At 62.0% G+C, this 23,151-nt stretch carries 22 protein-coding genes and 1 pseudogene; 9 read left to right on the top strand and 14 right to left on the bottom strand.

Going from position 1 to position 23,151, the window contains the following annotated elements; genetic code table 11:
• Positions 1-111 precede the first annotated feature (111 nt).
• Complete coding sequence (locus ACZ0AI_RS04295; protein WP_463564713.1) at positions 112-1,596, top strand: methyl-accepting chemotaxis protein; 1,485 nt, start codon at positions 112-114, stop codon at positions 1,594-1,596.
• 114 nt (positions 1,597-1,710) lie between these two features.
• Entirely contained in the window at positions 1,711-1,941 is a 231-nt protein-coding gene (locus ACZ0AI_RS04290; protein ID WP_225832721.1) for a hypothetical protein, read from the top strand.
• On the opposite strand, the pseudogene ACZ0AI_RS04285 reads toward ACZ0AI_RS04290, so the two are convergent.
• The 5 genes and pseudogenes from ACZ0AI_RS04285 to ACZ0AI_RS04265 form a co-directional block, all read right to left on the bottom strand.
• Positions 1,917-2,714 (bottom strand): annotated as a pseudogene (locus ACZ0AI_RS04285) (acyl-CoA thioesterase). The gene ACZ0AI_RS04290 and the pseudogene ACZ0AI_RS04285 sit on opposite strands and share 25 nt — an antisense overlap.
• Before the next feature lie 104 nt (positions 2,715-2,818).
• The gene (locus tag ACZ0AI_RS04280) at positions 2,819-3,580 is read right to left on the bottom strand and encodes a CHAD domain-containing protein (RefSeq protein ID WP_463564712.1); all 762 of its coding nucleotides are present in this window, start codon (positions 3,578-3,580) and stop codon (positions 2,819-2,821) included.
• A 22-nt stretch (positions 3,581-3,602) separates the two neighbouring features.
• Positions 3,603-5,597 (bottom strand): transglutaminase TgpA family protein, encoded by a 1,995-nt coding sequence (locus ACZ0AI_RS04275; RefSeq protein WP_463564711.1) that lies wholly within the window; start codon positions 5,595-5,597, stop codon positions 3,603-3,605.
• A complete protein-coding gene (locus tag ACZ0AI_RS04270) occupies positions 5,594-6,550 on the bottom strand; it encodes a DUF58 domain-containing protein (protein WP_463564710.1) in 957 nt (318 codons plus the stop codon). The genes ACZ0AI_RS04275 and ACZ0AI_RS04270 overlap by 4 nt, the downstream gene beginning before the upstream one ends.
• Positions 6,547-7,464: an AAA family ATPase gene (locus ACZ0AI_RS04265; protein WP_463564709.1), complete on the bottom strand. Its 918-nt coding sequence runs from the start codon at positions 7,462-7,464 to the stop codon at positions 6,547-6,549. The genes ACZ0AI_RS04270 and ACZ0AI_RS04265 overlap by 4 nt, the downstream gene beginning before the upstream one ends.
• A gap of 272 nt (positions 7,465-7,736) precedes the next feature.
• Here ACZ0AI_RS04265 and ACZ0AI_RS04260 point away from each other — a divergent pair, with 272 nt between their 5' ends.
• Positions 7,737-8,045, top strand: coding sequence for a hypothetical protein (locus ACZ0AI_RS04260; RefSeq protein WP_463564708.1), 309 nt, complete (start codon positions 7,737-7,739; stop codon positions 8,043-8,045).
• A gap of 4 nt (positions 8,046-8,049) precedes the next feature.
• On the opposite strand, the gene ACZ0AI_RS04255 is transcribed toward ACZ0AI_RS04260, so the two are convergent.
• Both ACZ0AI_RS04255 and ACZ0AI_RS04250 read right to left on the bottom strand, forming a co-directional pair.
• On the bottom strand, positions 8,050-8,658 hold the full coding sequence (locus tag ACZ0AI_RS04255) for a flavin reductase family protein (RefSeq protein ID WP_463564707.1): 609 nt from the start codon (positions 8,656-8,658) through the stop codon (positions 8,050-8,052).
• Between the two features lie 129 nt (positions 8,659-8,787).
• Entirely contained in the window at positions 8,788-9,060 is a 273-nt protein-coding gene (locus ACZ0AI_RS04250) for a hypothetical protein (protein ID WP_225832731.1), read from the bottom strand.
• 140 nt (positions 9,061-9,200) lie between these two features.
• On the opposite strand from ACZ0AI_RS04250, the gene ACZ0AI_RS04245 reads away from it, so the two are divergent.
• Entirely contained in the window at positions 9,201-10,250 is a 1,050-nt protein-coding gene (locus ACZ0AI_RS04245) for a patatin-like phospholipase family protein (protein WP_463564706.1), read from the top strand.
• Positions 10,251-10,262: 12 nt separating this feature from the next.
• Here ACZ0AI_RS04245 and ACZ0AI_RS04240 read toward each other — a convergent pair whose 3' ends face one another.
• The 7 genes from ACZ0AI_RS04240 to ACZ0AI_RS04210 form a co-directional block, all read right to left on the bottom strand.
• The gene (locus tag ACZ0AI_RS04240; protein WP_463564705.1) at positions 10,263-11,336 is read right to left on the bottom strand and encodes an AI-2E family transporter; all 1,074 of its coding nucleotides are present in this window, start codon (positions 11,334-11,336) and stop codon (positions 10,263-10,265) included.
• Positions 11,337-11,382: 46 nt separating this feature from the next.
• Complete coding sequence (locus ACZ0AI_RS04235) at positions 11,383-12,183, bottom strand: DUF4892 domain-containing protein (protein ID WP_463564704.1); 801 nt, start codon at positions 12,181-12,183, stop codon at positions 11,383-11,385.
• A gap of 159 nt (positions 12,184-12,342) precedes the next feature.
• Positions 12,343-13,206, bottom strand: coding sequence for an alpha/beta hydrolase (locus ACZ0AI_RS04230; RefSeq protein WP_463564703.1), 864 nt, complete (start codon positions 13,204-13,206; stop codon positions 12,343-12,345).
• Complete coding sequence (locus ACZ0AI_RS04225; protein WP_463564702.1) at positions 13,203-14,006, bottom strand: alpha/beta fold hydrolase; 804 nt, start codon at positions 14,004-14,006, stop codon at positions 13,203-13,205. The genes ACZ0AI_RS04230 and ACZ0AI_RS04225 overlap by 4 nt, the downstream gene beginning before the upstream one ends.
• 159 nt (positions 14,007-14,165) lie before the next feature.
• Positions 14,166-14,630, bottom strand: coding sequence for a phosphohistidine phosphatase SixA (gene sixA, locus ACZ0AI_RS04220; protein WP_463564701.1), 465 nt, complete (start codon positions 14,628-14,630; stop codon positions 14,166-14,168).
• 10 nt (positions 14,631-14,640) lie between these two features.
• Positions 14,641-14,967, bottom strand: coding sequence for a DUF4389 domain-containing protein (locus ACZ0AI_RS04215; protein ID WP_463564700.1), 327 nt, complete (start codon positions 14,965-14,967; stop codon positions 14,641-14,643).
• Between the two features lie 11 nt (positions 14,968-14,978).
• A complete protein-coding gene (locus tag ACZ0AI_RS04210; protein ID WP_463564699.1) occupies positions 14,979-16,001 on the bottom strand; it encodes an NAD(P)H-dependent glycerol-3-phosphate dehydrogenase in 1,023 nt (340 codons plus the stop codon).
• Between the two features lie 188 nt (positions 16,002-16,189).
• Between ACZ0AI_RS04210 and ACZ0AI_RS04205 the strand changes: the two genes are divergently transcribed.
• The 5 genes from ACZ0AI_RS04205 (at position 16,190) to fabB (ending at position 23,108) form a co-directional block, all read left to right on the top strand.
• Positions 16,190-18,298 carry a TonB-dependent receptor plug domain-containing protein gene (locus ACZ0AI_RS04205; protein ID WP_463564698.1) on the top strand — a complete coding sequence of 703 codons (2,109 nt, stop codon included), beginning with the start codon at positions 16,190-16,192 and terminating at the stop codon, positions 18,296-18,298.
• Positions 18,299-19,222, top strand: a complete 924-nt coding sequence (locus ACZ0AI_RS04200) for an ABC transporter substrate-binding protein (RefSeq protein ID WP_463564697.1) — start codon at positions 18,299-18,301, stop codon at positions 19,220-19,222.
• A complete protein-coding gene (locus ACZ0AI_RS04195) occupies positions 19,219-21,129 on the top strand; it encodes an ATP-binding protein (RefSeq protein ID WP_463564696.1) in 1,911 nt (636 codons plus the stop codon). Before ACZ0AI_RS04200 ends, ACZ0AI_RS04195 begins: the two co-directional genes overlap by 4 nt.
• Before the next feature lie 230 nt (positions 21,130-21,359).
• Entirely contained in the window at positions 21,360-21,875 is a 516-nt protein-coding gene (fabA, locus tag ACZ0AI_RS04190) for a 3-hydroxyacyl-[acyl-carrier-protein] dehydratase FabA (protein WP_225832749.1), read from the top strand.
• 12 nt (positions 21,876-21,887) lie between these two features.
• On the top strand, positions 21,888-23,108 hold the full coding sequence (gene fabB / locus ACZ0AI_RS04185) for a beta-ketoacyl-ACP synthase I (RefSeq protein WP_225832751.1): 1,221 nt from the start codon (positions 21,888-21,890) through the stop codon (positions 23,106-23,108).
• Positions 23,109-23,151: the final 43 nt, after the last annotated feature.

Here is a 23,151-nt window from a genome sequence, read left to right as displayed (position 1 = left end):
GCAATCATGCAACTTCCGAGTCATTGACTCATATCAAGGGATGGACATTTTGCTCGTGGAAGAATGATGGCGCCTTGCTAGCACCCTCATTCATGTCGAAAGCAGAAAAACATGCCCGTCTGGATTCGCGATGTATCCCTGAAACACAAGTTCTGGGCGGTCAACGCCGTCGCCTTCTTCACCACCCTGCTGCTCGTTCTGTTCGCCATGTATCAGGAACAGGACACCTTTGCCCAGGCTGCCCGCGAAGGAGCGCAAAAGCAGGCGCGCCTTATTTCCGCATGGCCCGCCGATGGCGAGCTACCGCGCAGTGCTGATCTGATCCCGTTCACAACAGATGAGGCGCCACGCCTGCCCGGTAACGCTGACACTAGCGCACTGCGCAATGCCCACGGCTGGGTCGATCTCGCCCATGACAGCGTGTTCGGCAGCGATCCGCTGATCGGCGCCCAGATCATCGAGCGCGACAGCGACAAGCGCGTAGCGCTACCGGCATACGGCCGCAGCCTGGCGCAAATATTTGCCGAGCGTCTCGGCAGTTACGCATTGACGGTAGCCCTGCTGATGCTCGCCCTGCTTGGCGCCTCGCAGGTTCTCATCCGTTTTCTGCTCACCCACCTCAATACCCTCAAGGACGTCATGCTGCACGTGGAGAGGAACGGCGACCTGTCGGCACGCGTTGCCCTGCAAAGCCGCGATGAAGTCGGGCAGATGGCCGGTGCCTTCAATGCCATGCAGGACGGCTACCAGCGTGTCGTCAGCACGGTCATCCAGGCAGCCTCCAGACTGGATGACGGCACGACACGGCTTGCCCGGAGCACGGAAGACGTACGCCAGGGCATGCTCGGCCAGCAGAGCGAAACCGACCAAGCCGCTACCGCCATCAACGAGATGTCGACGACCGTGCACCATATTGCCGAGCATGCGGCGACCACTCGTGACCAGTCACAGACCGCCGACCAACTCGCCGGCGCCGGGCAGGCCGTGGTCAGTCGCGTTGTGCACTCGATCACCGGGCTTTCCAGTGGCGTGCAGCAGACGGCGATGCTGATCCAGCAGGTCGCAGGCGACAGCCAGAAGATCAGCGGTGTGGTGAACGTCATCCATGGCATCGCCGAACAGACCAACCTGCTGGCGCTCAACGCCGCCATCGAGGCGGCGCGCGCTGGTGAGATGGGCCGTGGCTTTGCCGTGGTAGCCGACGAGGTGCGCAACCTGGCCAAGCGTGTGCAGGACTCCACCGACGAGATCACCAGCATGATTGGCACCTTGCAGGCCGGCACTCGCGACGCCGTGGAATTCATGCAGGAAAGCTCGCTCAAGGCCGACGACTGCGTACAGGCCGCCCACGAAGCCGGTGAGGCGCTGGCTGCGATTACCAGTGCAGTGGCACAGATGCGCGAGAGCAATACGCAGATCGCCGTAGCTGCCGAGCAGCAGAGTCAGGTGGCCGAGGAGATGACTCGCTCGGTGATCGGCATTCGCGATGTCACCGAACAAACCGTCGAGCAAACTCAGGAATCGGCCACTACCAGCAGTGAACTGGCAGAACTGGCCGGCGAGTTATCGCGGGCCATCCGCCAGCTCAAACCCTAAGGCTATCGGAGCGCAGGCAGATAGTACAAAAGCTATCTGCCACATAGGAGGGATCAATTCGCTGCCGGGCCTGCAGCGCCATAGACTGGCTCCATCTGATGCAGGAGACCTCTCATGACCACGCAAAGCGCCCCCCTCGCCCACTCGGCCAGCACCGAATCGATCGACATGCCATCGTTGGCCATCGCCATGCCGCTGCTACTGGTGTCGCTCGCCCTTGCCGGCAGTGGCTCAGGCCCGCTGGCACTGGCTCTGTCCGGGCTTGGAGCCATCGCAGCCTATGCCCTGGCGCGTCAGGCGCTGCTACCTGCCGCTGAGACTCAGGCGAACACCGTTACCGTCTGACGGCTGATCGCCAGCAATTCACCGTTTGAGGTCCAGAGTGCTGCCGCGACGTGCCCGTAGCCATCGCGTGCGTGCTCGATTTCCGCGCGGTACAGGCACCATTGATCGGAAGTAACCGAAACCAGCGGCTGGATGAATTCAATGGTTCAGGTCAGCGAACTGCCCGGGGCAGGCCCCTTGAGCAGCGACAGCACAGCCGGTGGCCAGGCATCGACCAGCCCAAGCAGGTGTGCTTCATCGAGGGTTTCGACACGTTCCTGATCGCGGAAACGTACCCAACCTCCCATCTCCCGCGACTGGCTGCCACTGAATGGCAACCCACCCAGCCCCCAACGCATGGCCAGATGGCGGGTGAATTCCGGGGTAACCTTAGGGATATAAGGCAGCTCCTGGCTGCTCTCCACAGACTTGAGCACCGGTGCTGGCTGCGCCTCGACCATGACCGCAGAAGAGCGCGGCGCGCCAAAGCTGCCCTGCACCAGAGCCACCACTTCGCCGTTCTGTAGCGCACGCCCCAGCACCTGGCTGACCGCCTTGCCCTCGCGCAGCACCTCGGCTTCGAAACGGGTTGAGGTGTCTGGCGCGACCGGCGCAACGAAGGTGATTGCCAGCGACCGTGGCGGGCGATCGGCCGGCACCTTGCTGCGCATCACGGCGTACACCAATGCCGCTACCACGCCACCAAAGCTGGCGCGCCCCTGGCCCCAGTCAGCCGGGATCGACAGCGACTCGGGCGTGCGCTGTACCTGCTCCAGCAATGCAGAGAAATTCATATTCAACTCCCGTAAACGTCCGCCTGATAGTAAAAGACTCGCCCCCAGGCAGCGAGCCTGGGGCGAACGCCAGTTCGGTCATTTGTGAGGAGATAGCGGCGTGCTCACTCCAGCGCGGCCAGCAGACGCGCCTGAATTACTTCCGAAGACTGTTCGGCCTCCTCCATCGAACGGCGCCAGGCCTGTACGAATACCTGCAAATCCTTCTCCGTTTCAGCCCTTGCCAACCACTGCAGGTGATCGTGCCAATCGCCGAGCAGCGCCTGCCCCTTCTTGAGCAGGCGAACCTGAGCGGCGGATAGCGGCGACAGTTGCGGGTACGCTTCCGCCGTATAGCGCACGCGCTTGATCAACAGACGGACGCGGTGGCGGTCATGCTCGGCATCACGCAACGCCTCGACCAGACGAGCTCGCTGCTTGCGCAGGTAGCGGCGAACCTTTTTGTGCAGGTCATCGAGTTCACCATTGGCCTGCTGCACAGCCAGCTCCTGGGGCCATTCATCCAGTGCCCGAAACAGTGCTGGCAGCGAGCGGCTGGCGAGCAGCATCGCATCGCCTCTGGCCCGCTCGGCCACACGTCGGTCGGCAGCGGCATGCTCGCCATGCTGCCTCAGGGTGGAGATCAACACTTCGAGATCACGTAGCGGGCCGCTCAGGCGCCCGAGCTCAGCCGCACGCTGCTGCAACGGGTCACTGCCGGCGGCGCCCTTAAGCGGCTTCAACAAGCTGCGCAGCCTGCGCAGGCACACCCGCAGATCATGCAGCGCCTCACCATCGGTCTGGGCCTGTAGGCGCTCGCGGCAGGCATACAGCGCTACCTGCAAACGCAGCACCTCACTGCGCAAATTGCTGACGAAACCAGTCATTGCGGGTACTCCTGAAAACCGGTCAATGGGATCGACTCCAACGCCACGGTAGCTGACGGCGAAGCGCAGTCAGCTGTTGGAGTAGTATGCGGGTGGATATGTTCTGTCCTGCATAACGCTGCGCCTCATAGGCCTGCACGAACCCATTGATGGCCTCGGCCTGCCCGGGTAGTGCTTGAGCCGCACGGGCAGCGAAAGCTCGCGGGCCCTCGCCGGTATCTCGGCGTACACCATGCTGTGCCAGCAGACGTTCGAAGCGCAGGAACACACGCTGCAGCGGATCACGCTCAGCACGCCACGGCTTGAACAACCACAGTGACAGCAAACCCAGCAGCAACCCACCGCCGCCGACCAGCGCCAGTATCAGCCGGCTGGCATCCACCTGACCGAACCAGCGCTGCAGCAATTCGAACTGCTGAGCCCCCTGATAGCCCAGAACCCAACGCTGCCAGCCATAGTTGAGGTCATCCCAAGCCAGTCGCAGCTCGTTCAGCCAGGTCAGGTTGCGGTAACGCAATGGCGAAAATGGTGAATCGGCAAGGAAACTCTGCTCGCCCGCCAGTGCCTGCTCCAGGCCTTGTTCGATACGTTCCGGGGCGACCTGGAACGTCGGATCTACGCTCGTCCAACCCTTCTCCGGCTGCCAGTACTCGACCCAGGCGTGGGCATCAAACTGACGCACCTGAACATAGTTGCCGTTACCGCTTAACTCTCCGCCCTGATAACCGGCGACCACCCGACTGGGAATGCCTGCCGCACGCAGCACGAACGTCATGGCGCCCGCGTAGTGGGCACAGAAGCCGCTGCGCGTGTCGAACAGGAACTCATCGATGGAGTTGGCACCCAGGGGCGTCGGCTTAAGGGTGTACACGTACGGTTGACGATTGAAGTGGGCGAGCAGCGCAGCGACCAGTTGCTCGTCCTGCGGATGCTGTTGGCGCAGCTCCTGGGCCCACGCGCGGCTGCGCGCATCGCCCTCCTCGGGCAGGCGCAACCAGGTTCGCATACCGTTCTGACGCTCTTGCGGCTCGCGTACTGCCTCGGGCCAGGAACTGACGTTGTAAAGCAGCGCACGCTCCACTGGCCGGTTGCGCTGCAGGCGGAAGTCGCCCATCTGGCGCGTGCCCTGCAGATCGGTTTGTGCCACATCAAGGGCGAACAGCCAGGGCCGCGTGGTGGGCTGCATGACGATGCTGTAGCGCAATTCTTCACCACGCGGCTGCCACTGCGGCGCCGGCTGCCACTGCGCCACTGGCGATTGCGACCAGCGTCGTCCATCGAACTGATCGAGGGTCAGCGCTCGCCAGTAGAGCTCGCTGCGCGGCGGCACCTCGCCCTCAAAGCTGGCGCGAAAGGCCAATTCACCAGAGCGAGTCAGTTCGGCGATATCTCCGGGGGCCATGCTGTCGGCCAGCCCCGTGACGGCGCCCCGCTCATTTGGCACCGGCAGCGACCAAAGCGGCCCCATACGCGGAAAGAACAGAAACAGCAGCAGCATCAGCGGCAGCGCTTGCAGCAGCAGGCTGGCCGACAAGCGAAGCGTGCGCCATGGGCGGGTCGCCGTACCGCTCTGCTGCAGGCCAATCATTGCCGCCAGCAGGGCGCAGATCGGCAGCAGGCTGAATAGCGCGATGAGGATACTGTCGTCGAACAGATACGCGGTCACCACCACGAAGAAGCCGAGGAAGATCAGCACCAGCGCGTCGCGGCGGGTGCGCATCTCCAGCAACTTAAGGATAAAGGCGGCAATCAGCAGCACCACGCCGCCATCGAGCCCCACCAGCGTTCCGCGCGAAAGGAATACCCCGAGTCCCGCCAGTACGATCAGGCCGATGCGCAGCAGCCGTGTGGGATAACCGGCACGCATGCGAAAAATCTGCACCCGCCAGAAGGCGCAGCCCAGCCACAGGCCGATCACCCATAACGGCAGATGCCCCAGGTGCGGGACGATCACCAGCGCCTGCGCCACCAGCAGCCAGGTCAAACTGATGCGCGGAATACCCTGAATGGCGCTCATTTTCGAGCTCCGTGCAGCGCCAGCGCACGCAGGCACTGCTCACGGTGACGCTCGCCGATATCCGCGGAGAACAGACTGCCAGGAAGATGCAGGGCAAACGGCTGCTGGCGTTCAGAGAGTACCAGCACCCAGTGGCAGAGCAGCGAGAGTCGGCTTTCTAGATCACCGCTCAGTACGTCGAAATCCAGCACCAGATCACGGCCGCTGTGGGCGGCAAAATCCTTGACCAGAAGCCCCTGGCCGCGCGAGTAAGCCTTCCAGTGCAGACGCTTACGCGAGTCGCCCGGCTGATAGGTACGCAGGCCTTGGAAATCGTCGCTGCCCTGCCCCATGCTCAGATGCCCCTGCTCCTGATCGTCTTCACTGCCGCCGGCGGCAAGCGGCAGCTCACCTTCCAGTGGACGGGGATACACCAGCACCGATTGGTCCAGATCGAGCAGGCTCCAGGCCACCAGCAGGCCTAAAGGAAAACGGCTTTCCACCCGCAGCCTGCCGGGGTGCAGCCAGCCGCGGTGCTCGGTCGGCAGGCTCAGTTCGCATTCGGCAACGCCACCGGCGGCAACGTCCTGTTGCAGCGTGTCGGCAGGCGGCCAACCCAGCGCGACAGCCTCATGCCCCCTCCCGCGGCTTTCCAGACGCACTCGCAGACGCGCCTGTTCGCCGGCGAATACGGCACCGGCGCCACCAGCATGCAGCACCAGGCCAGCCAGGTTGCGGTAGGTGTGCAGGATGGCCACCACGAAGACCGAGCCCAGCAGGAACGTCAGCCCGTAGGCCAGGCTGCTCTGGTAATTGATTGCCGCCAGCAACATCACCAGCAGCGCAAACAGAAACGCCACCCCGACCCGCGTCGGCAGGATAAAGATCCGCCGCTGACTGAGCTGGATACTGGCCGCCGCCGGAATGCGCTTGTCCAACCAACGACCCCAGCGCTGCTTCAGAGCACTCGTCAAAGTGCAGGAACCTCGCGCAGTAGCCACTGCACCAGTGCACCGCCGCCATGCCCGGCGGGGTCGGCCTGATCGCGCAGGCGATGGCCGGCAACCGATGGCAGCACCGCCTGCACATCTTCGGGAATCACATAATCACGCTGCGCCAGCAACGCCCAGGCCCGTGACGCCGCCAGCAGCGCCAGGCTGCCACGTGGTGACAGGCCCCAAGCGAACTGCGGCTGGGTACGTGTGGCCTCGACCAGGCGCAGCACGTAGTCGACCAATGCATCACTGACCCGAACCTTGGGCACCTCGGCTTGCAATTTCGCGAGCTCGGTGTGGTTGAGTACCGCCTCCAGAGTTGGCAGCACCGAGCGACGGGATTCGCCCAGCAGCAACGCCTTCTCCGCCGCTCGGGCTGGATAACCTAGCGACAGGCGCATCAGGAAACGATCCAGTTGCGATTCCGGCAAGGCGAAGGTGCCGCTCTGGCTGATCGGGTTCTGCGTGGCGATGACGAAGAACGGATCCGGCAGTGGCCGAGTCGCACCCTCGATGGTCACCTGCCCCTCTTCCATGGCCTCCAGCAGGGCACTCTGGCTCTTGGGCGTAGCCCGGTTGATTTCGTCGGCCAGCACCAGTTCGGCGAAGATGGGCCCCGGATGGAAGAGAAACTGCCCGGTATCCTTATCGAATACCGAGGTACCGAGGATATCGCCCGGCAGCAGATCGGAGGTGAACTGCACGCGCTGGAAGCTCAACCCCAGCACCTTGGCGAGGGCGTGGCTCAGGGTGGTCTTGCCCATGCCGGGCAGATCCTCGATCAACAGGTGGCCGCGTGCCAGAAGGCAGGTCAGTGCCAGGCGTACCTGCGCGTCCTTGCCGAGCAGCACCTGGTTGACGGTATCAAGGCAGGCATCCAGTTTCGTGTGCATCGTCCACTCCTCATGCAAGTGGCTCGATGCTACTGGCCCTGCCGCACCGGGCAAAGCATTACGTAACCTTTGCTGACGAAACTGTGTACCAGGCCCGAACTTGAGCGGCGCTACAGCGTTACCAAAGCGAAGTACGGCTGCAGAATGTCAGGGCGAAAGACAGCCTGATCCCGAGCGACGGACGGCTGCAATAGCACCTCGCCACCACAGAGAATCCACTGCTAGAATCGGCTCGCCTACTCAGCCGACAGACCGTCGGCAGGACACCGACCATGCCCAACACCTCACGCAAGATCCTCTACCCTTCGATCCTGCTGCTAGGCGCTCTGCTGGCGAGCAGCCAGGCTTTCGCCGAAATGGCCGGCGGTGAAGTGGGTATCCGCCTGGCCGTGCACAGTGCCTGCCAAGTCGACAGCCTCGCCGATAGTCAGGCGCTGCTGCTGACCAACCACGATTGCCGTGACGGCTACCGCATCCGCTACCAGAATGCCGACACGCGCATCGATCGTGAAGCCCTGGCGCAGACCGTCACGAGGCTGGACGAGCGCTCCCCACGCTCGCGTATCGAACTCTACTGGTAAGGGCTCAGCCCGGCCGCTGCAAATCGAAGGTCTCACGGGTTCTGCTATAGGCCGTACCACCCAGGCGCCCAACCAAATCGAGGCGATGCGGGTCGATACGGCCCTTTTCATTGAGCACGCCATCGTCCACATGTGCGAGCAGCACCTCAGCGAAGATCAGATGCTGATTGGGTTGCTGCTGCGGATAACCGATGATTTCCGCCACTCGACATTCGAACGCCACGGCTGCGCCTGCAACGCGAGGCGGTGCTACACGACTGCTGGGAATAGACGCGATGCCGCAATGTTCGAACTCACTGCTGCTACGCGGCAGAATCGCGGCGCTGGCATTCATCGCGTCCACCTGGGCGAAGGACACCAGATGAATGACCAGCTCGCCGGTTTCTTGGGCGTTGCGCAGGGTGTCCTTTAGAGCGCCGTCATCACGGGTACTGACGTTGACCATCAGCGTGGCCGGATCGTCGCTGATCACCTGAAAGAAACTGAAGGGCGCCAGATTGGCGACGCCCTCTTTAGAAAGGCTCGACACCCAGGCGATGGGCCTGGGTGTGACGGTAGAGGCAAGCCAGCGATAACGTTCCAGCGGGGTCAGATTGGCGAACTCGAGCAGCATCCCATTCTCCAAAAGTCAGGTTGCTGCCAGTTTACGCCAATCAGCCACCAGAACCTGCTCATGATCTCGCGCGCCAGAGCCTGTTTTTAACGCCACAAGACCGACGCGCAGCAGAGCGTGATCCGGTTTTCAGCGGCCTGCCCGAGATTCACGAATATAGAAACGGGCTTTTTCTGACTTGTTGGTGCAGCCGCGGAACGCTTCGAACTGTTGCTGGGTTTTCGCCGCCGTCATCAGCGATGCAGCCTTGGAGTAACTAACGGTACCGGCAAAGCCTTCGGCCTTGGCCAGGTCGAGTTCCTGCCACGCGGCATCCAGTTGAGAGGCGCAGCTATCACGGTAGGAAGTGGTCGCTGAGCAGCCCGCCAACAGCGCAATCGGTAAGAGGATCCAGGCTTTCATGTCGCATACTCCAAAGGTTGACCGGCAATCATGTTGCCGGTGCTGATTATGACGGCACGCCGAGGAAAAAGTGCCACTATCAGCAGCGCCTTACGATACGTAATGTGCGGTTGCTTACAGAGCGTTTCAGGGAGATTGGGATGAGCAAGAAAGTGGCCCTGGTACTGGGCTCGGGTGGCGCACGCGGTTATGCCCACATTGGCGTCATAGAGGAGCTGGAGTCGCGCGGTTACGAGATCGGCTGCATCGCTGGCTGCTCCATGGGCGCAGTGGTCGGTGGCATCTATGCGGCTGGCAAGCTGAAGGAGTACAGCGACTGGACGCAGAGCCTCGATTACCTGGACGTACTGCGCCTGCTCGACGTGAGCTTCCGCCTGGGTGCCATACGTGGGGAAAAGGTCTTCGGGCGAATTCGCGATATCGTCGGCGAGATCAATATCGAGGAGCTGAACATCCCGTTCACCGCGGTAGCCACCGACCTCACCAACCAGCAGGAAATCTGGTTTCAGGAAGGCTGTCTGCACCAGGCGATGCGTGCCTCGGCGGCGATTCCCAGCCTGTTCACGCCGGTCATACAAGGCAAGCGCATGCTGGTCGACGGCGGCCTACTCAATCCCCTGCCGATCGTTCCGGTGGTGTCCAGTCATTGCGACCTGATCATCGCCGTCAACCTCAACTCGGCACACCAGCAGCACTATCAGTTGCCGATCATCGAACGTACGCCCGCGTTGAAAGGCCGCTTCGATCAGTTGATGGCTTCACTGGGTTCACGGCTGCCGTCGTTGCGCCGCAAGGGTGGTGAGGATGATCAGCTTCTGCTGCTGGGCAACGACGCCCAAGCAGCGATCCCGCAGCAGCCAGACTTGTGGCTGCAGGATCCGGTGGATCCCCATGCCCAACAACCCGCCGCCGCGCCGCAGAGCGGCAGTGCGCCGAAATCAGCGAGTGGTTCGCGGGTCGCCAACATGGTCGGCCCGGCTTCGCTGCTGGAACTGATCAACCAGAGTTTCGAGGTCATGCAGACCTCGCTATCGCAGTACAAGATCGCCGGCTATCCGCCGGACATCCTGATCAACGTGCCCAAGCGGGTGTGTCGTTTCTTCGAGTTCTACAAGGCGCCGGAACTGATCATGCTGGGTCGGCAGATAGCCAAGGATACCCTCGACAAATATGAGCGCGGCGACCACTGAGGTCGCCGTCATTCAGCCTGGCGGCGTGCGCTCTTCGCGCGGCGGCAGACCGGCTGGCGCCTTGTGGGCGACCCAGTCGCTGAGCAGGCTGTAAGCCACTGCCAGCAGGGTCGGGCCGAGGAACAGCCCCATGAAACCGAAGGCCAGAATGCCGCCGAACACCCCAAGCAGCACCACCACCAACGGCAGGTTACCGCCGCGGCTGATGAGGTACGGTTTGAGGATGTTGTCCACACCACTGATGATGAAGAAGCCCCAGATGCCGAGGAAGATCGCCATGCCGATCTCGCCTTGCCAGATCAGCCAGCCCACCGCTGGGCCCCAGATCAGCGGCGGCACCATGATCAGGCTGCAGGCGAAGGTCAGCAGGCCCAGCAACAGAGCGCCCGGAATTCCGGCGATCATGAAGCCGATATAGGCGAGGATCGCCTGCGCAACGGCAGTACCCAGCACGCCGTTCACCACCCGCTGTACCGTGCCGGCCACCAGTTCGAGGTAATGCTCGGCACGGTCGCCGATCAAGCGCTCGAGCAGGCTTTCGACGAAGGCCGCCAAACGTGGGCCGTCACGGTAGAAGAAGAACACCAGGATCAGGCTCAGCGCCAGCTCGAGAATGCCCCCACCAATCTTGGCACTGCGCACCAGCAGGAAGTTGCCGACTTGGCCGAGATAGGGCTGAACCGTGGCGAACAGCGCTGAACCCTGCTGATCCAGGGTTTCCCAGATACTGACAAGACGAACGCCCACCAGAGGCACGGACTCCAGCCAGGTTGGCGGTGGCGGCAGGCCTTCGACCTGAAAGCCCTTGATCACCGCGGTGCCATCACGAATGTGGTCGGCCAGGTTGACGCCGAGCATCACCAGGGGCACTGCGACCAGAACGATCCAGACGCCAGTGAGCAATCCTGCAGCGACGGACTGGCGGCCCTTGAGCAGCCGCGTCAGCCAGCGCATTACCGGCCAGCTGGCGAACGATAGAACCGCGGCCCAGAATAGCGCCGACCAAAACGGCGCCAGCACCCAAAGGCTGGCGCCCAGCAATCCCAGTAGCAGGATCTGCACCAGCAAACGGTCGTTATTCGGCATTTTTCAGTGTTTCCAGAAAAGCAGACTCAGGCCCTGAAGGGCGCGCTCAACGTAGCACGTCGACACGTAACCCGTCGCCACTGCCTTCACCGATTTCCAGGCGAGCTGCCCTCACCCGCTGCTCAATCAACGCCTCGCGCCAGGCTTCTGCGTGAGCGCCGGAAAGACTCACACGCAAGGTGCTGTCCTGATTGAGGCTACGCGCCAGCAGCTCCGTCCACTCTTGCTCGGGCTCACCCTGCCCGGGCAGGCGCAGCTCTCCGGTACTTTTCAGCTGCCGTGACAGCGTGGCAGGCGTTGGCAACACTTTCGCCAGAGGCTCAGTGGCAGCCAGCAACTCGGCATGCAGATAGGCGCGGCGATTGCCACGAGTGATGCTGTACAGCGCTACAAGACTGTCCTGATTCGGCTCGGCCAGACGCAGCAATGCATAAGCTTGCTGATCATCGGAGCCGTAAAGAGTGGAGTTGCCGAATACCGAGTTGGCCCACAGGCTGCTGGAGCCGCACTCGCGCCCCTCGCACCAGTAAAGGATGTGGGCGTCCTTGTCCTGCAGTGACTCGCGCGCGGCAGAGAACACCTCATTGGCACTATGGGTACGAGGCAGTTCGTAGGTGATTGCGGTGAGTTGCCCGGTGGCAAGCACTTCGCGCTCGTAACGCAAGCGCCCGCTGATACGGCGGATGGTGCCTTGCGGATATAGACGCTCCTGGTCGGCCTGCTCCTTGAACGTGATGATCTCACTGCCCGGAAAGCGTGGCAGCACATCGAGGTCGCTGCTGCCGGCTACATCAGCAGTGGCAGCGGCGCTGACCAACATAAGCGGAAGCAGGTAACTCAGACGCATGAAACCCCTCGCTGCTCGGCGGTAACGAAGGTCTGCGAAGCAACTGGCAGGGTGTGAACATCATCGGACGCGAGCAGCGCTTCCAGCGCGACGGTATACAAGTCGGTCATGCGGGTCTCCATTGCAATGCCGACACCTTTCCCCAGTTGCAGCAGGCCGTCAAGGCGCGTTCAGGAAAGGATTGAAACAGTCTGCTACGAGTTGCGCCCCGTGCTCATCGTCCAGATGCAAGTGATGCCCGCCGGGAAGACGCTCTACGTCGATGGCCGTCTGCGCCAGCAAATCGTCCAGCCCGTTACGCTGCGCCAGCAGGCCGTGCTCGGCAAGCACCAGCCTGGTGGGGCAACTAAGCGCGGCAATGAAAGCGTGCACATGGTCGCGGGTAAGCCGCAGGGGCGTCGGCAATGTCAGGCGATTGTCCGTGCGCCAGGTATAGCCGCCGGGAACCGGCATCAGCCCACGTTGCGCGAGCAGCTCGGCGGCGTCGAAACTCACCAGCCCTACCCCGCGCTGGCGTACCTGAGCCGCACGCTCGAGGCTGGGGTAGACCGGTTTACGCTTGGCGGGCAGTGCCAGTTGCGCACGCAGGGAGTCGCCCAGGTTATTCACCGCGGCATCAGCCTCGGTTGTGGGTGGAACGAGACCATCGATCAACGCCAAACGCTGCACGCGCTCTGGAAAGGTCGCGGCAAGCAGAAGTGAGACGATTGCCCCCATGGAATGGCCGAGCAGACTGAAGCGCTGCCAGCCGAACTGCTCGGCAACCAACAGCACGTCGTGCACGTAATCCCACAGCGCATACCCGGCACCCGCAGGACGATGATCCGAGTGACCATGGCCGGCAAAATCCAGGGCGACGATACGCACCCCTGACAGCCTGTGCGCCAGCCGGGAGAAGCTGGCCGCATTGTCGAGCCAACCGTGCAGAGCGATCACCGGGATGCCATTCTCCGGGCCATGAATCTGAGCGGCCAGCTCGATGTGCGGCAGCCGCAACCGTACCTCTTCGAAACCCAGGCTCATCGAGCTCCCTCGACTGGTTGCTGCCAGCGCGCGAATAGCCCGCGAATCAGTTGCGCCGTATCCTCCGGGTGCTCGAGAGGGAACATATGCCCACCGGGCAGCGTGAGAAACTCGCCCCGCGGCGCCCGGCGTGCCATCCGCCCATGATGGGCGAGTACCACGCGGCTCTGGGCACCTTTCACCAGCGCCAGCGGCACTTGCAACTGCTGCGGCAGGCCAGGGCTGGTATGAGGAACGCTGCGGTAGATACTGATCTCGGTCGCCGCCTCGAAACGCAGCCGCACGCCATCCTCGTGTGGATGCAAACCGTGCTCGACGTAGGCATCCAGACACTCGGGATCGAAACCGCTGAACAGCTTCCTCTCCGCAAAATAACGGCGCGCCTCCAGCGGGTCGGCGAACGCTTCACGTCGGCCAAGGGTGCGCCCGGCGGGTGTAAGGCGGTCGATGAAGCCGAAGCGCTTGGCAGCATGGATCACCATCCGGTCGGTACGGCTCAGCACGGGCGAGTCGAGCATGACCAGGCCGCGGTAGAGATCCGGCCGGCGCAACGCGGCATGGAAATGCAGCACGCCACCCAACGAATGACCCACTCCCCATACCGGGCCGCCGCACTGCTCCAGGTGATGCAGTAGCTCGTCGACCAGGTTGCTCCAGTTGTCATTCACCGGAAAGCGCGGGTCGTGCGCGTGCTGTGCCAGGTGCTGCACCCGGTACTCCGGTGCGAGCGCGGCAAATAGCTTGCCATAGGTTCCCGAGGGGAAGCCATTGGCGTGGGCAAAGAAGATGAGCTGGGACATGGTCGTCGCGCTGGTGGCAGGCAATGCAGGGATTGTCAGCCAGCCCCCAGCCCACGGCAATGACCGTAACGGTCAGGAAAGACGACGCTCCGGCCAAATATCCCATAACCGGCTCAACGTCTTGCGAGCGAGAGTAATGCGGTGTAACCGATAGCCAGCTCAGCGCAGGTCGGAATGGGCCAGCAACTCCAGGGACATCAACCCGGCAATCAGCTCTTCACCTTCGAGCATCGCCAGGCTAGCGGTGTGCATGGAAAGCGGTTGCTGCCGGTGACCATGCACCAGCAGCCCACCGAGTGCGCCGATGAAGGGCTGATGGGAAACCAGCAGGAGCTCTTGGGCCGAGAGGCGCTGCAGCCTGCCCAAACTGTCGCGGAGATCGCTTTCCGGGGTCAGCCAGGGAACCGTGTGCAGTTCGGCGCTCGACGCCAGGGTATCGCGCACCAGCGCTGCCGTCTGCTGGGCCCGAACATAAGGGCTGACGAATATCGCATCCAGTGAACGGCCACGCAGGTGTTCAAGGGATTGGCGTACTTCGTCACGCCCGTAGTCCGTCAGCTCCCGCTGGGCATCAGTGCGTGCCTCAGGGTGGGCCTGGCCATGTCGAAGCAACCAGATTCTCATGGCTGATGACTCACAGTTTCGGCTCCTCGTCCCTTGCCGGCGGCACGCTGTGCGCAAATTCGCCCTGCGCTGGGCGCGGCGTTGGCCAGTCGGCGAACGGCCAGGGCTTGGATTCGCTGTTGAAGGTGCCGAAACGGCCGATCTGGGCCAGATACTGGCTGAGGCTGTCGCCGAAACCCAGCAAACCGGCATTTGGCGCGCCGTATATCAGGCGATAGATCAGTTGCAGCAGAACCACACCGGCCAGCAACAGCTCGGCCACTTGCCAGACCAGCAGGAACAGCAGCATCCAGACGATGCGCAGCCCGATGGGCTCGCCTTTTTGGTGTTCACTCATGTTCGGATCCCTCAGAAGCCAGTGGCTGGAATGAAATCGACGTCGGTCTTCGGCTCTGCGCGCATCAGCGCCTCGATCACCTGATCCAGGGTACGCCCTTCGAACAGGATCGCGTGCAGCCCGGCCACCAGCGGCATGTATATCTGTAATTCGTCGGACTTGGCCTTTAGCACCTTGATGGTATTGACCCCCTCGGCAACCTCACCAAGGCGCTCGACTGCATCTTCCAGGCTCAGGCCTTCACCAAGCGCGAAGCCGACCTGGTAATTGCGGCTTTTCGGCGACGAGCAGGTAACGATCAGATCACCGACCCCGGCGAGGCCGAGGAAGGTCATGGGGTTGGCACCCAGATGCACGGCGAAGCGAGTCATTTCCGCCAGCGCCCGGGTGATCAACATGCTCTTGGTGTTTTCGCCCATGCCCAGCGCCGCCGCCATGCCGGCAATGATGGCGTAGACGTTTTTGAGCGCACCACCCAGCTCGACACCAAAACGGTCGGCACTGGCGTAAACGCGGAAGGTACGACCGTGCAGCACCTCCTGAACCTCCCGACACAGGGCTTCGTCTTCACTGGCGACCACCGTGGCGGTCAGCGTATGCGCAGCGATTTCCTTCGCCAGGTTCGGCCCGGAAAGCACGCCGATACGTGCCTCGGGAGCGACCTCCTCGAGGATCTGGCTCATCAGTTTGAACGTCTGCGCTTCAATGCCCTTAGTGGTACTGACCAGCATCTTGCCAACCAGCAGCGTCGACACCGGTTGCAGCACCTGACGCAACGCACTGGACGGCAAAGCCACGAACGCCAATGCGCAGCTGTTCAGCGCACCTGCCAGATCAGTAGTCGGCTCGACACCGTCGAGCACCTTGACGCCCTTCAGGTAACGGGGGTTTTCGCGATTGACCCGAATGGCCTCGGCCTGCACGGGGTCGCGCATCCAGTGCAGAACACGATGACCATTCTGCGCCAGCAGGTTAGCGATAGCGGTACCGAAACTGCCGCCGCCAAGCACCGCGATAGGTTGCTGTTGAGTCATGACCGATCCGTAGTGAGGTGTGTGGCAATGGAGCATTATACGGCTCACTCGCCCCACGGCCACCCTTGCGGGCTTCCCAACGCGGCAGACTGGCTCGCTGAACTAAAACGGGTCTTTTACCGATGTATGACTGGCAACGGTTCGCCGCTCGGTTAACATGCATCACACTGCGCGAACAGGGTCGTTGCGTGACCAAAACCTCCCCTCCCCTCAAACTTCTGCTGCTGGCGCTCCTGGCCACTGGCGACGCCGTGGCCGATGACCTGTTCAGCGGCGGCCAGGTCGTTCCCGAAGTATTGACCGCCACGCGCCTGAAACAGTCGCCCGCTGCGGTGCCTGGCAGCGTGACGGTGCTCGACAGCTCGCTTATCAAAGCCAGTGGCGCCCGTGATATCGCCGAACTGCTGCGTCTGGTGCCGGGCATGATGGTCGGCTACCGCAACGGCAATCAACCGACACTCAACTACCATGGTTCCAGCGCCTCGGAAGCACGACGCCTGCAGGTGATGGTCGACGGTCGTTCGGTGTACCACCCCGGGCTGGCGACCGTCGACTGGTCGGATATTCCAGTGGCTTTGGAAGACATCGAGCGCATCGAGGTATTTCGCGGCCCCAACACCGTGAGCTATGGCGCCAATGCGCTGATGGGCGTCGTCAGCATCTTTACCCGCAACCCGGCAGACAGCCATGGCACCCGACTCAAGGTCACCCGTGGCCAGCGTGGTATCGCCGATTACTACGCCAGCCAAGGCAGCAGTTGGGACAGCGGCGCCTTACGCCTCTCGATCAGCGGCCAGGAGGATGACGGTTTCGACCACGATGAATTTGCCGCCCCCTACCGTGACAGCCGTCGCCTGGAACGTATCAATCTGTCCGTCAGCCATCAGCTCGATGAACGCCAGAGCCTGGACTGGCAACTCGCCGCGAAGGAAGGCAGCAATCAGCGCCCCTACCTCTATGAGCCGCTGTTTCCGGGTATCGGCCTTGGCGATACGGACTCGGACGTCAAAGCACGTGATTACGCTGGCTCGTTGCGCTGGAATTTCGACCAGACGGCCAACCACAGCCTGTCACTGCAGAGTTCCGTGCAGCATTGGGAACGCCTGGAAAGCTGGCGGGCCTGCGAAGCGGAAATCGCCTTCAGCCCTCAGCTCGCCGAGCTGTGGTCACTCAATCCCGGGTACGTGACGCGCTTCACCCGCAATCCGTTCGGCAGCGTGCCTGCAGGCACCACTCAGGAGCAGGCGCTGGCGACGCAGATCCAGCAGCAACTGGCTACGGGAGCGACCCGCGAAGTCTGCGGCACTGCCAACCAGAATATCCGCGAAACCCGCTACGACATCGAGCTGCAGGACACCCTCAGCCTCTCCGACAACCTGCGCCTGCTCAGCGGCCTGGGTTATCGCTACGACCAGGCCGACTCGGAGACGTTTTTCAGTGGCCGCCTCAGCAATCAGATCTGGCGCCTGTTCGGTCACCTCGAATGGCAGGTGGACGATCACTGGCTGCTGCAAGGTGGCACCATGCTCGAGGACGACCGCCTCACCGGTTCGTCGCTGACACCACGCCTCGCCGTCAACTACCTGATTACCCCAAGACATGGCCTGCGCGCCGTCTACTCGGAAGCAGTGCGCTCGCCCGACATGTACGAAAACAATGTTGACTGGGGCTACCGAATTCGCGGCCTGCAGCCACAGCCGTTCGGTCAGCGCGACGCCGACTACTTCATCAACGCCAAGGGCCCCCGCGACCTCGAACAGGAAGTCATCCGTTCCCACGAACTGGGTTACAACGGCCTGTTCGCCGAAGCAGGTCTCAGCATCGACGTGAAGCTGTTCTACGACGAGATCCACAACATGATCAGCGAGCCTCTGCGCGTCGATCGCTTCGCTCCCAACAATGCCCATCGCATGCGTTTCAGCGGCGCGGAGACCCAACTGGACTGGCATGTAAGCACTGATGACCGCCTACGCCTGACCTATGCCTACGTCGACCACAGCGCCACCAGCAAGACCGACCAGCGTCTCACCGCACGCAACAGTGGCTCCGCCGGCTGGCTGCGTGACTGGGGCATGGGCTGGTCGAGTGGTTTGTTCTATTACGGTGCGGATCGCCTCAACGAACGCCGCTTCGAGCGCATGGATCTGCGCCTGGCCAAGCGCACGCCAATAGGTCGCAGCCAACTGGAAGTGGCGGGGGTGCTGCAGTGGCGCCTGGATGATGAAGCGCTGACCTGGCGCGAGAATAACTACGACGAAGCCCGCCTGTTCTATCTCAGCGCCGAGCTTGAATTCTAGATGGTCGCCAATCACTCGAGAACAGGGCTTGGCTATCGCTCATGGGCGCGCCGCACGCTGCTTTTGCTCTGCCTGCTGCAATCATCGTCGCAGGCCGCCGAGCTGCTACTGAGTAGCGCCGGAGACACTAGCATCCTGCAGGGTTTCAGCACCGCTCTGGCCTCGTCGCGGCCACAGGATCACGTGCGTATCGTGCCGTTGAACGACCTGCCGCCCCTGAACGAACTGCCGGCAGATACCCGCCTTATTCTCTTCGGCCAACCGGCATTGGCTTGGCGCCTCAGCTCGCATGAAGGCCCGCCGACGCTGGTGTTGCAGGTAAACAAAACCCAGGCGCGCGCAACCCTTGGCGACAGTACGCCGACCAATCTCAGCGTGCTCTGGTCGGATCCATCACCGTTACGCCAGCTTCGTCTGGCCAAACTGCTGCTGCCGCATATCGCTCGGGTCGGTGTGCTACACGATGAGCACAGCGCGTTTCTGCTCGATGAGATCCGGCATGCCGCCACAAGTCTGGATATCGAGATCGTTTCCGAAGACTGGCCCAGCACTCGCGACAACCGAACCTTATTGCGCGTGCTACGCGACAGCGACGTGCTGCTCGGCGTCGCCGACGACGACCTGTACAACCCACAAACCGCCAAGAACCTGCTGCTGACCAGTTACGGCCAACAACGCGCCCTGATTGGACCCAGTGCTGGCTTCGTCCGCGCAGGCAGCCTGGCGAGCACCTACAGCGACCAGAACGACTGGTTGAACACACTCGGTAGCCTGCTCGACCAGCCGACGCACAACTGGCCAGTCGGCACCTACTCGAACACATTCAAAGTGCTCGGCAATTCTCAGGTGGCGCGCGCCCTGGCGGTAGCGTTGCCCAGCGACGAGGAACTTGCCTGGCATCTGTCAGAAGGAGAAACGCCATGAAACTGTGGCGCGGCTGGAACATCCACATCCGTACCCAGCTGATCAGTGTCGGACCAGCCCTGCTGCTGACGCTCCTGCTAACTGGGTTTCTGACCTTCAACCGCTTGCAGGATCTGCGCGCCGAGATCAATCACACCGGCCAACTGATTGCCAGCCAACTGGCTCCGGCCACCGAATACGGAGTAATTTCGGGCAACCGCAAGGTGCTGGAGTCACTGCTGCAGGCCACCCTGAAAACGCCTCACGTCCGCTTCATCGAGGTGCGTGATCGCGACGACAACATCCTGGCCTACCTCGAACAACCCGAACACGTGCAGACGGGCCACACTCATATCGACATTTTCCAATCGCCGATCCGGCAGCAGCAGGTCGATCTGGGTTCGGATTTCATTCAGGAAGATTCCAGCACACAGGGGCCCCTGAACGGCGACTATTTGGGACGAGTCGTCGTCGGCATGTCCGGTGAAGCCTTCAACACACGTCAGCAGGAAATTCTCTTCAAGGTCACAATGCTGGTGTTGTTTGCCCTGCTGCTGACCTTCCTGCTGGCCCGGCGCCTCGCCAGCCGCCTGTCTCGGCCATTAAGCGCGATGAGCGATGCCGTCACGGCAATTCAGAGCGGTAACTACCAGACGACGCTTCCGGAAGTCGGCGGCGGCGAACTGGTTACCCTGGCCCAGCACATCAACAACCTTGCCAGCGGCCTGAACAACGCCGCCCTGGAGCAACAGCAGGCTATGACCCTGCTGATCAAGGCCCGCGAGGAATCGGAACTGGCCAACCGTGCAAAATCGGACTTCCTGGCGATGATGAGCCACGAACTTCGCACTCCCATGAATGGTGTTCTGGGGATGTTGCAGTTGCTGGAAACCACGGACATGAACCAGGAGCAGCATGAATATGCGGCCCTGGCCACGGAGTCGACCGAACACCTGCTCAAGGTGATTAACGACATTCTCGATTTTTCGCGGATCGAACGCGGTGCACTGGAGCTGGAGCTCATCAGTTTCAATCTGTCGGTACTGTTGAAAACTGCACTGCACTCTTTTCAGCACAGCGCCCAGCAGCGTGGACTGGCCCTGCGCCTGGAACTCGGCGAAGCACTGCCATCGCTTCAGGTACAGGGCGACCCCACTCGTCTTCGCCAGGTTCTGGTCAACCTGATCGGCAATGCCCTGAAATTCACCGAGCGCGGCGAAGTCCGCGTGGAGGCTCACTGGCAGGCGCTGGACAATCAGGTGCTGTGGTTCACCTGTAGCGTGCACGACACCGGCATTGGTATCAGCAGCGAACGACTTGAAACCATGTTCGATGCCTTCCAGCAGGCAGACAATTCGATTTCCCGACGTTACGGTGGCACCGGCTTAGGCCTGCCAATCGCCCGCACGTTGGCAGAGCGCATGGGGGGCACCCTGAAAGCGCAAAGCGAACAGGGCCGCGGTTCCTGCTTTACCTTGGAAATTCCTCTGCCGTTTTCGGCGCAACAGCCGCTGCCCTCCCCCAAAGCGACAACACCAGAGCCTGAAAGACGAGAAGCCCACTCGGTACTCCTGGTGGAAGATAACGCCGTCAACCAAACGGTGATCGAGGCCATGCTGCGCAGTCTCGGCTATCAGGTGACCCTGGTGGTCGACGGCGTACAGGCCGTTTCGGCGGTACGTCAGAGTCGATTCGCAGCCGTGCTGATGGACTGCCGCCTGCCGATCATGGACGGCTACGAGGCCACTCGCCGCATCCGCGAACTGGGATCACAAGGACAGCTTCCGATCATCGCGTTGACTGCCAATGCGCTGCAGGGAGATCGGGAAGCCTGCTTGCAGGCTGGAATGAACGATTACCTCGCCAAACCGTTCAAACGCATGGAACTGCAGGAATTGCTCGATCGCTGGCTGTCACCCAACCATTAGATGACTAGTCAGATCGACGGAAATGTTGCACGCTTGCGGGCTGAAGTGGGCGTCAAAGGGTCATCTGTGACACCATTGGCCGCAGCAGAGTACAACTGTACTCACCGCACTGTGACTTTCACCACAACGCAACAGTCTATGACTAGGCTGCTGGCAGTCGCATTACTGATGCGCCGCCAGCCAGGACGATTTACCCAGCCGAGGCGCGTGGGGATTATTGAGGAGCTCGCATGACCAAACAAAACGCCTTCACCCAGGAAGATCTGTTGCGCTGCAGCCGCGGCGAACTGTTCGGCCCGGGTAATGCGCAACTGCCCGCCCCCAACATGTTGATGATCGATCGAATCGTCCACATCAGCGAAACGGGCGGCAAGTACGGCAAGGGCGAAATTGTCGCAGAGCTCGATATCAATCCTGATCTGTGGTTCTTCGGCTGCCATTTCGAAGGCGACCCGGTCATGCCTGGCTGCCTGGGCCTCGATGCCATGTGGCAGCTGGTTGGCTTCTTCCTCGGCTGGCAGGGCAACCCCGGCCGTGGCCGTGCATTGGGTTCGGGCGACGTGAAATTCTTCGGCCAGGTTCTGCCTACCGCCAAGAAAGTCACCTACAACATCCATATCAAACGCACCATCACTCGTTCGCTGATCCTGGCAATCGCCGATGGCAGCGTGAGTGTCGATGGTCGCGAGATCTACAGTGCCGAAAGCCTGCGCGTCGGCCTGTTCACTTCCACCGACAGTTTCTAAAGGATCCTTTCCATGCGTCGCGTCGTTATTACCGGTCTAGGCATCGTTTCCTGCCTGGGCAATGACAAAGAAACCGTCTCCGCCAACCTTCGCGCTGGCCGCCCCGGTATCCGCTTCAATCCGGAATACGCCGAAAAGGGTCTGCGCAGCCATGTATCCGGCTCCGTCGACCTGAACCTGGAAGAATTGATCGACCGCAAGCTGTTCCGCTTCATGGGTGATGCCGCGGCCTACGCCTACCTGGCGATGGATCAGGCGATCAAGGATTCCGGTCTGAGCGAAGATCAGGTCTCGAACCCACGTACCGGCCTGATCGCCGGTTCTGGCGGAGCTTCCACTCTTAACCAGATGGAAGCTATCGACACCCTGCGCGAGAAAGGCGTCAAGCGTGTTGGCCCGTACCGCGTTACCCGCACCATGGGCAGCACCGTTTCCGCCTGTCTGGCGACCCCCTTCAAGATCAAGGGCGTCAACTTCTCCATTTCCTCGGCTTGCGCCACCAGCGCGCATTGCATCGGCCAGGCCATGGAGCAGATCCAGCTCGGCAAGCAGGACGTGGTCTTCGCCGGCGGTGGTGAGGAAGAGCATTGGAGCCAAAGCTGCCTGTTCGACGCCATGGGCGCCCTTTCCACTCAATACAACGACACCCCGGAAAAGGCCTCCCGTGCCTACGATGCTAAGCGTGACGGTTTCGTCATCGCTGGCGGCGGCGGCATGGTCGTCGTTGAAGAGCTGGAGCACGCGCTGGCTCGTGGCGCCAAGATCTACGCCGAGATCGTCGGCTACGGTGCGACCTCGGACGGCTACGACATGGTTGCCCCGAGTGGCGAAGGCGCGGTGCGCTGCATGCAGCAGGCACTGTCCACCGTCGACACCCCGATCGACTACCTGAACACCCACGGCACTTCGACTCCGGTCGGCGACGTTGCGGAAATGAAGGGTGTGCGCGAAGTGTTCGGCGAAAAGGCTCCGGCCATCAGCTCCACCAAGAGCCTGTCCGGTCACAGCCTGGGCGCCGCCGGTGTTCACGAAGCGATCTACTGCCTGCTGATGATGGAAGGCAACTTCATCACCGCCTCGGCCAACATCGAGGAACTGGATCCGGCTGTCGCTGACCTGCCGATCCTGCGTGAAACCCGTGAGAACGCCAAGCTGGACACCATCATGTCCAACAGCTTCGGCTTCGGTGGCACCAATGCCACCCTGGTACTGAAGCGCTGGGCCGGCAACTGATAACTGCCTGATACGAAAAACGGCGCCTTAGGGCGCCGTTTTT

Source organism: Pseudomonas sp. AC355 (assembly GCF_979258205.1).
The sequence above is the reverse complement of the archived record's forward strand: the minus strand, read 5'-3'. Positions and strand labels throughout refer to the sequence as shown.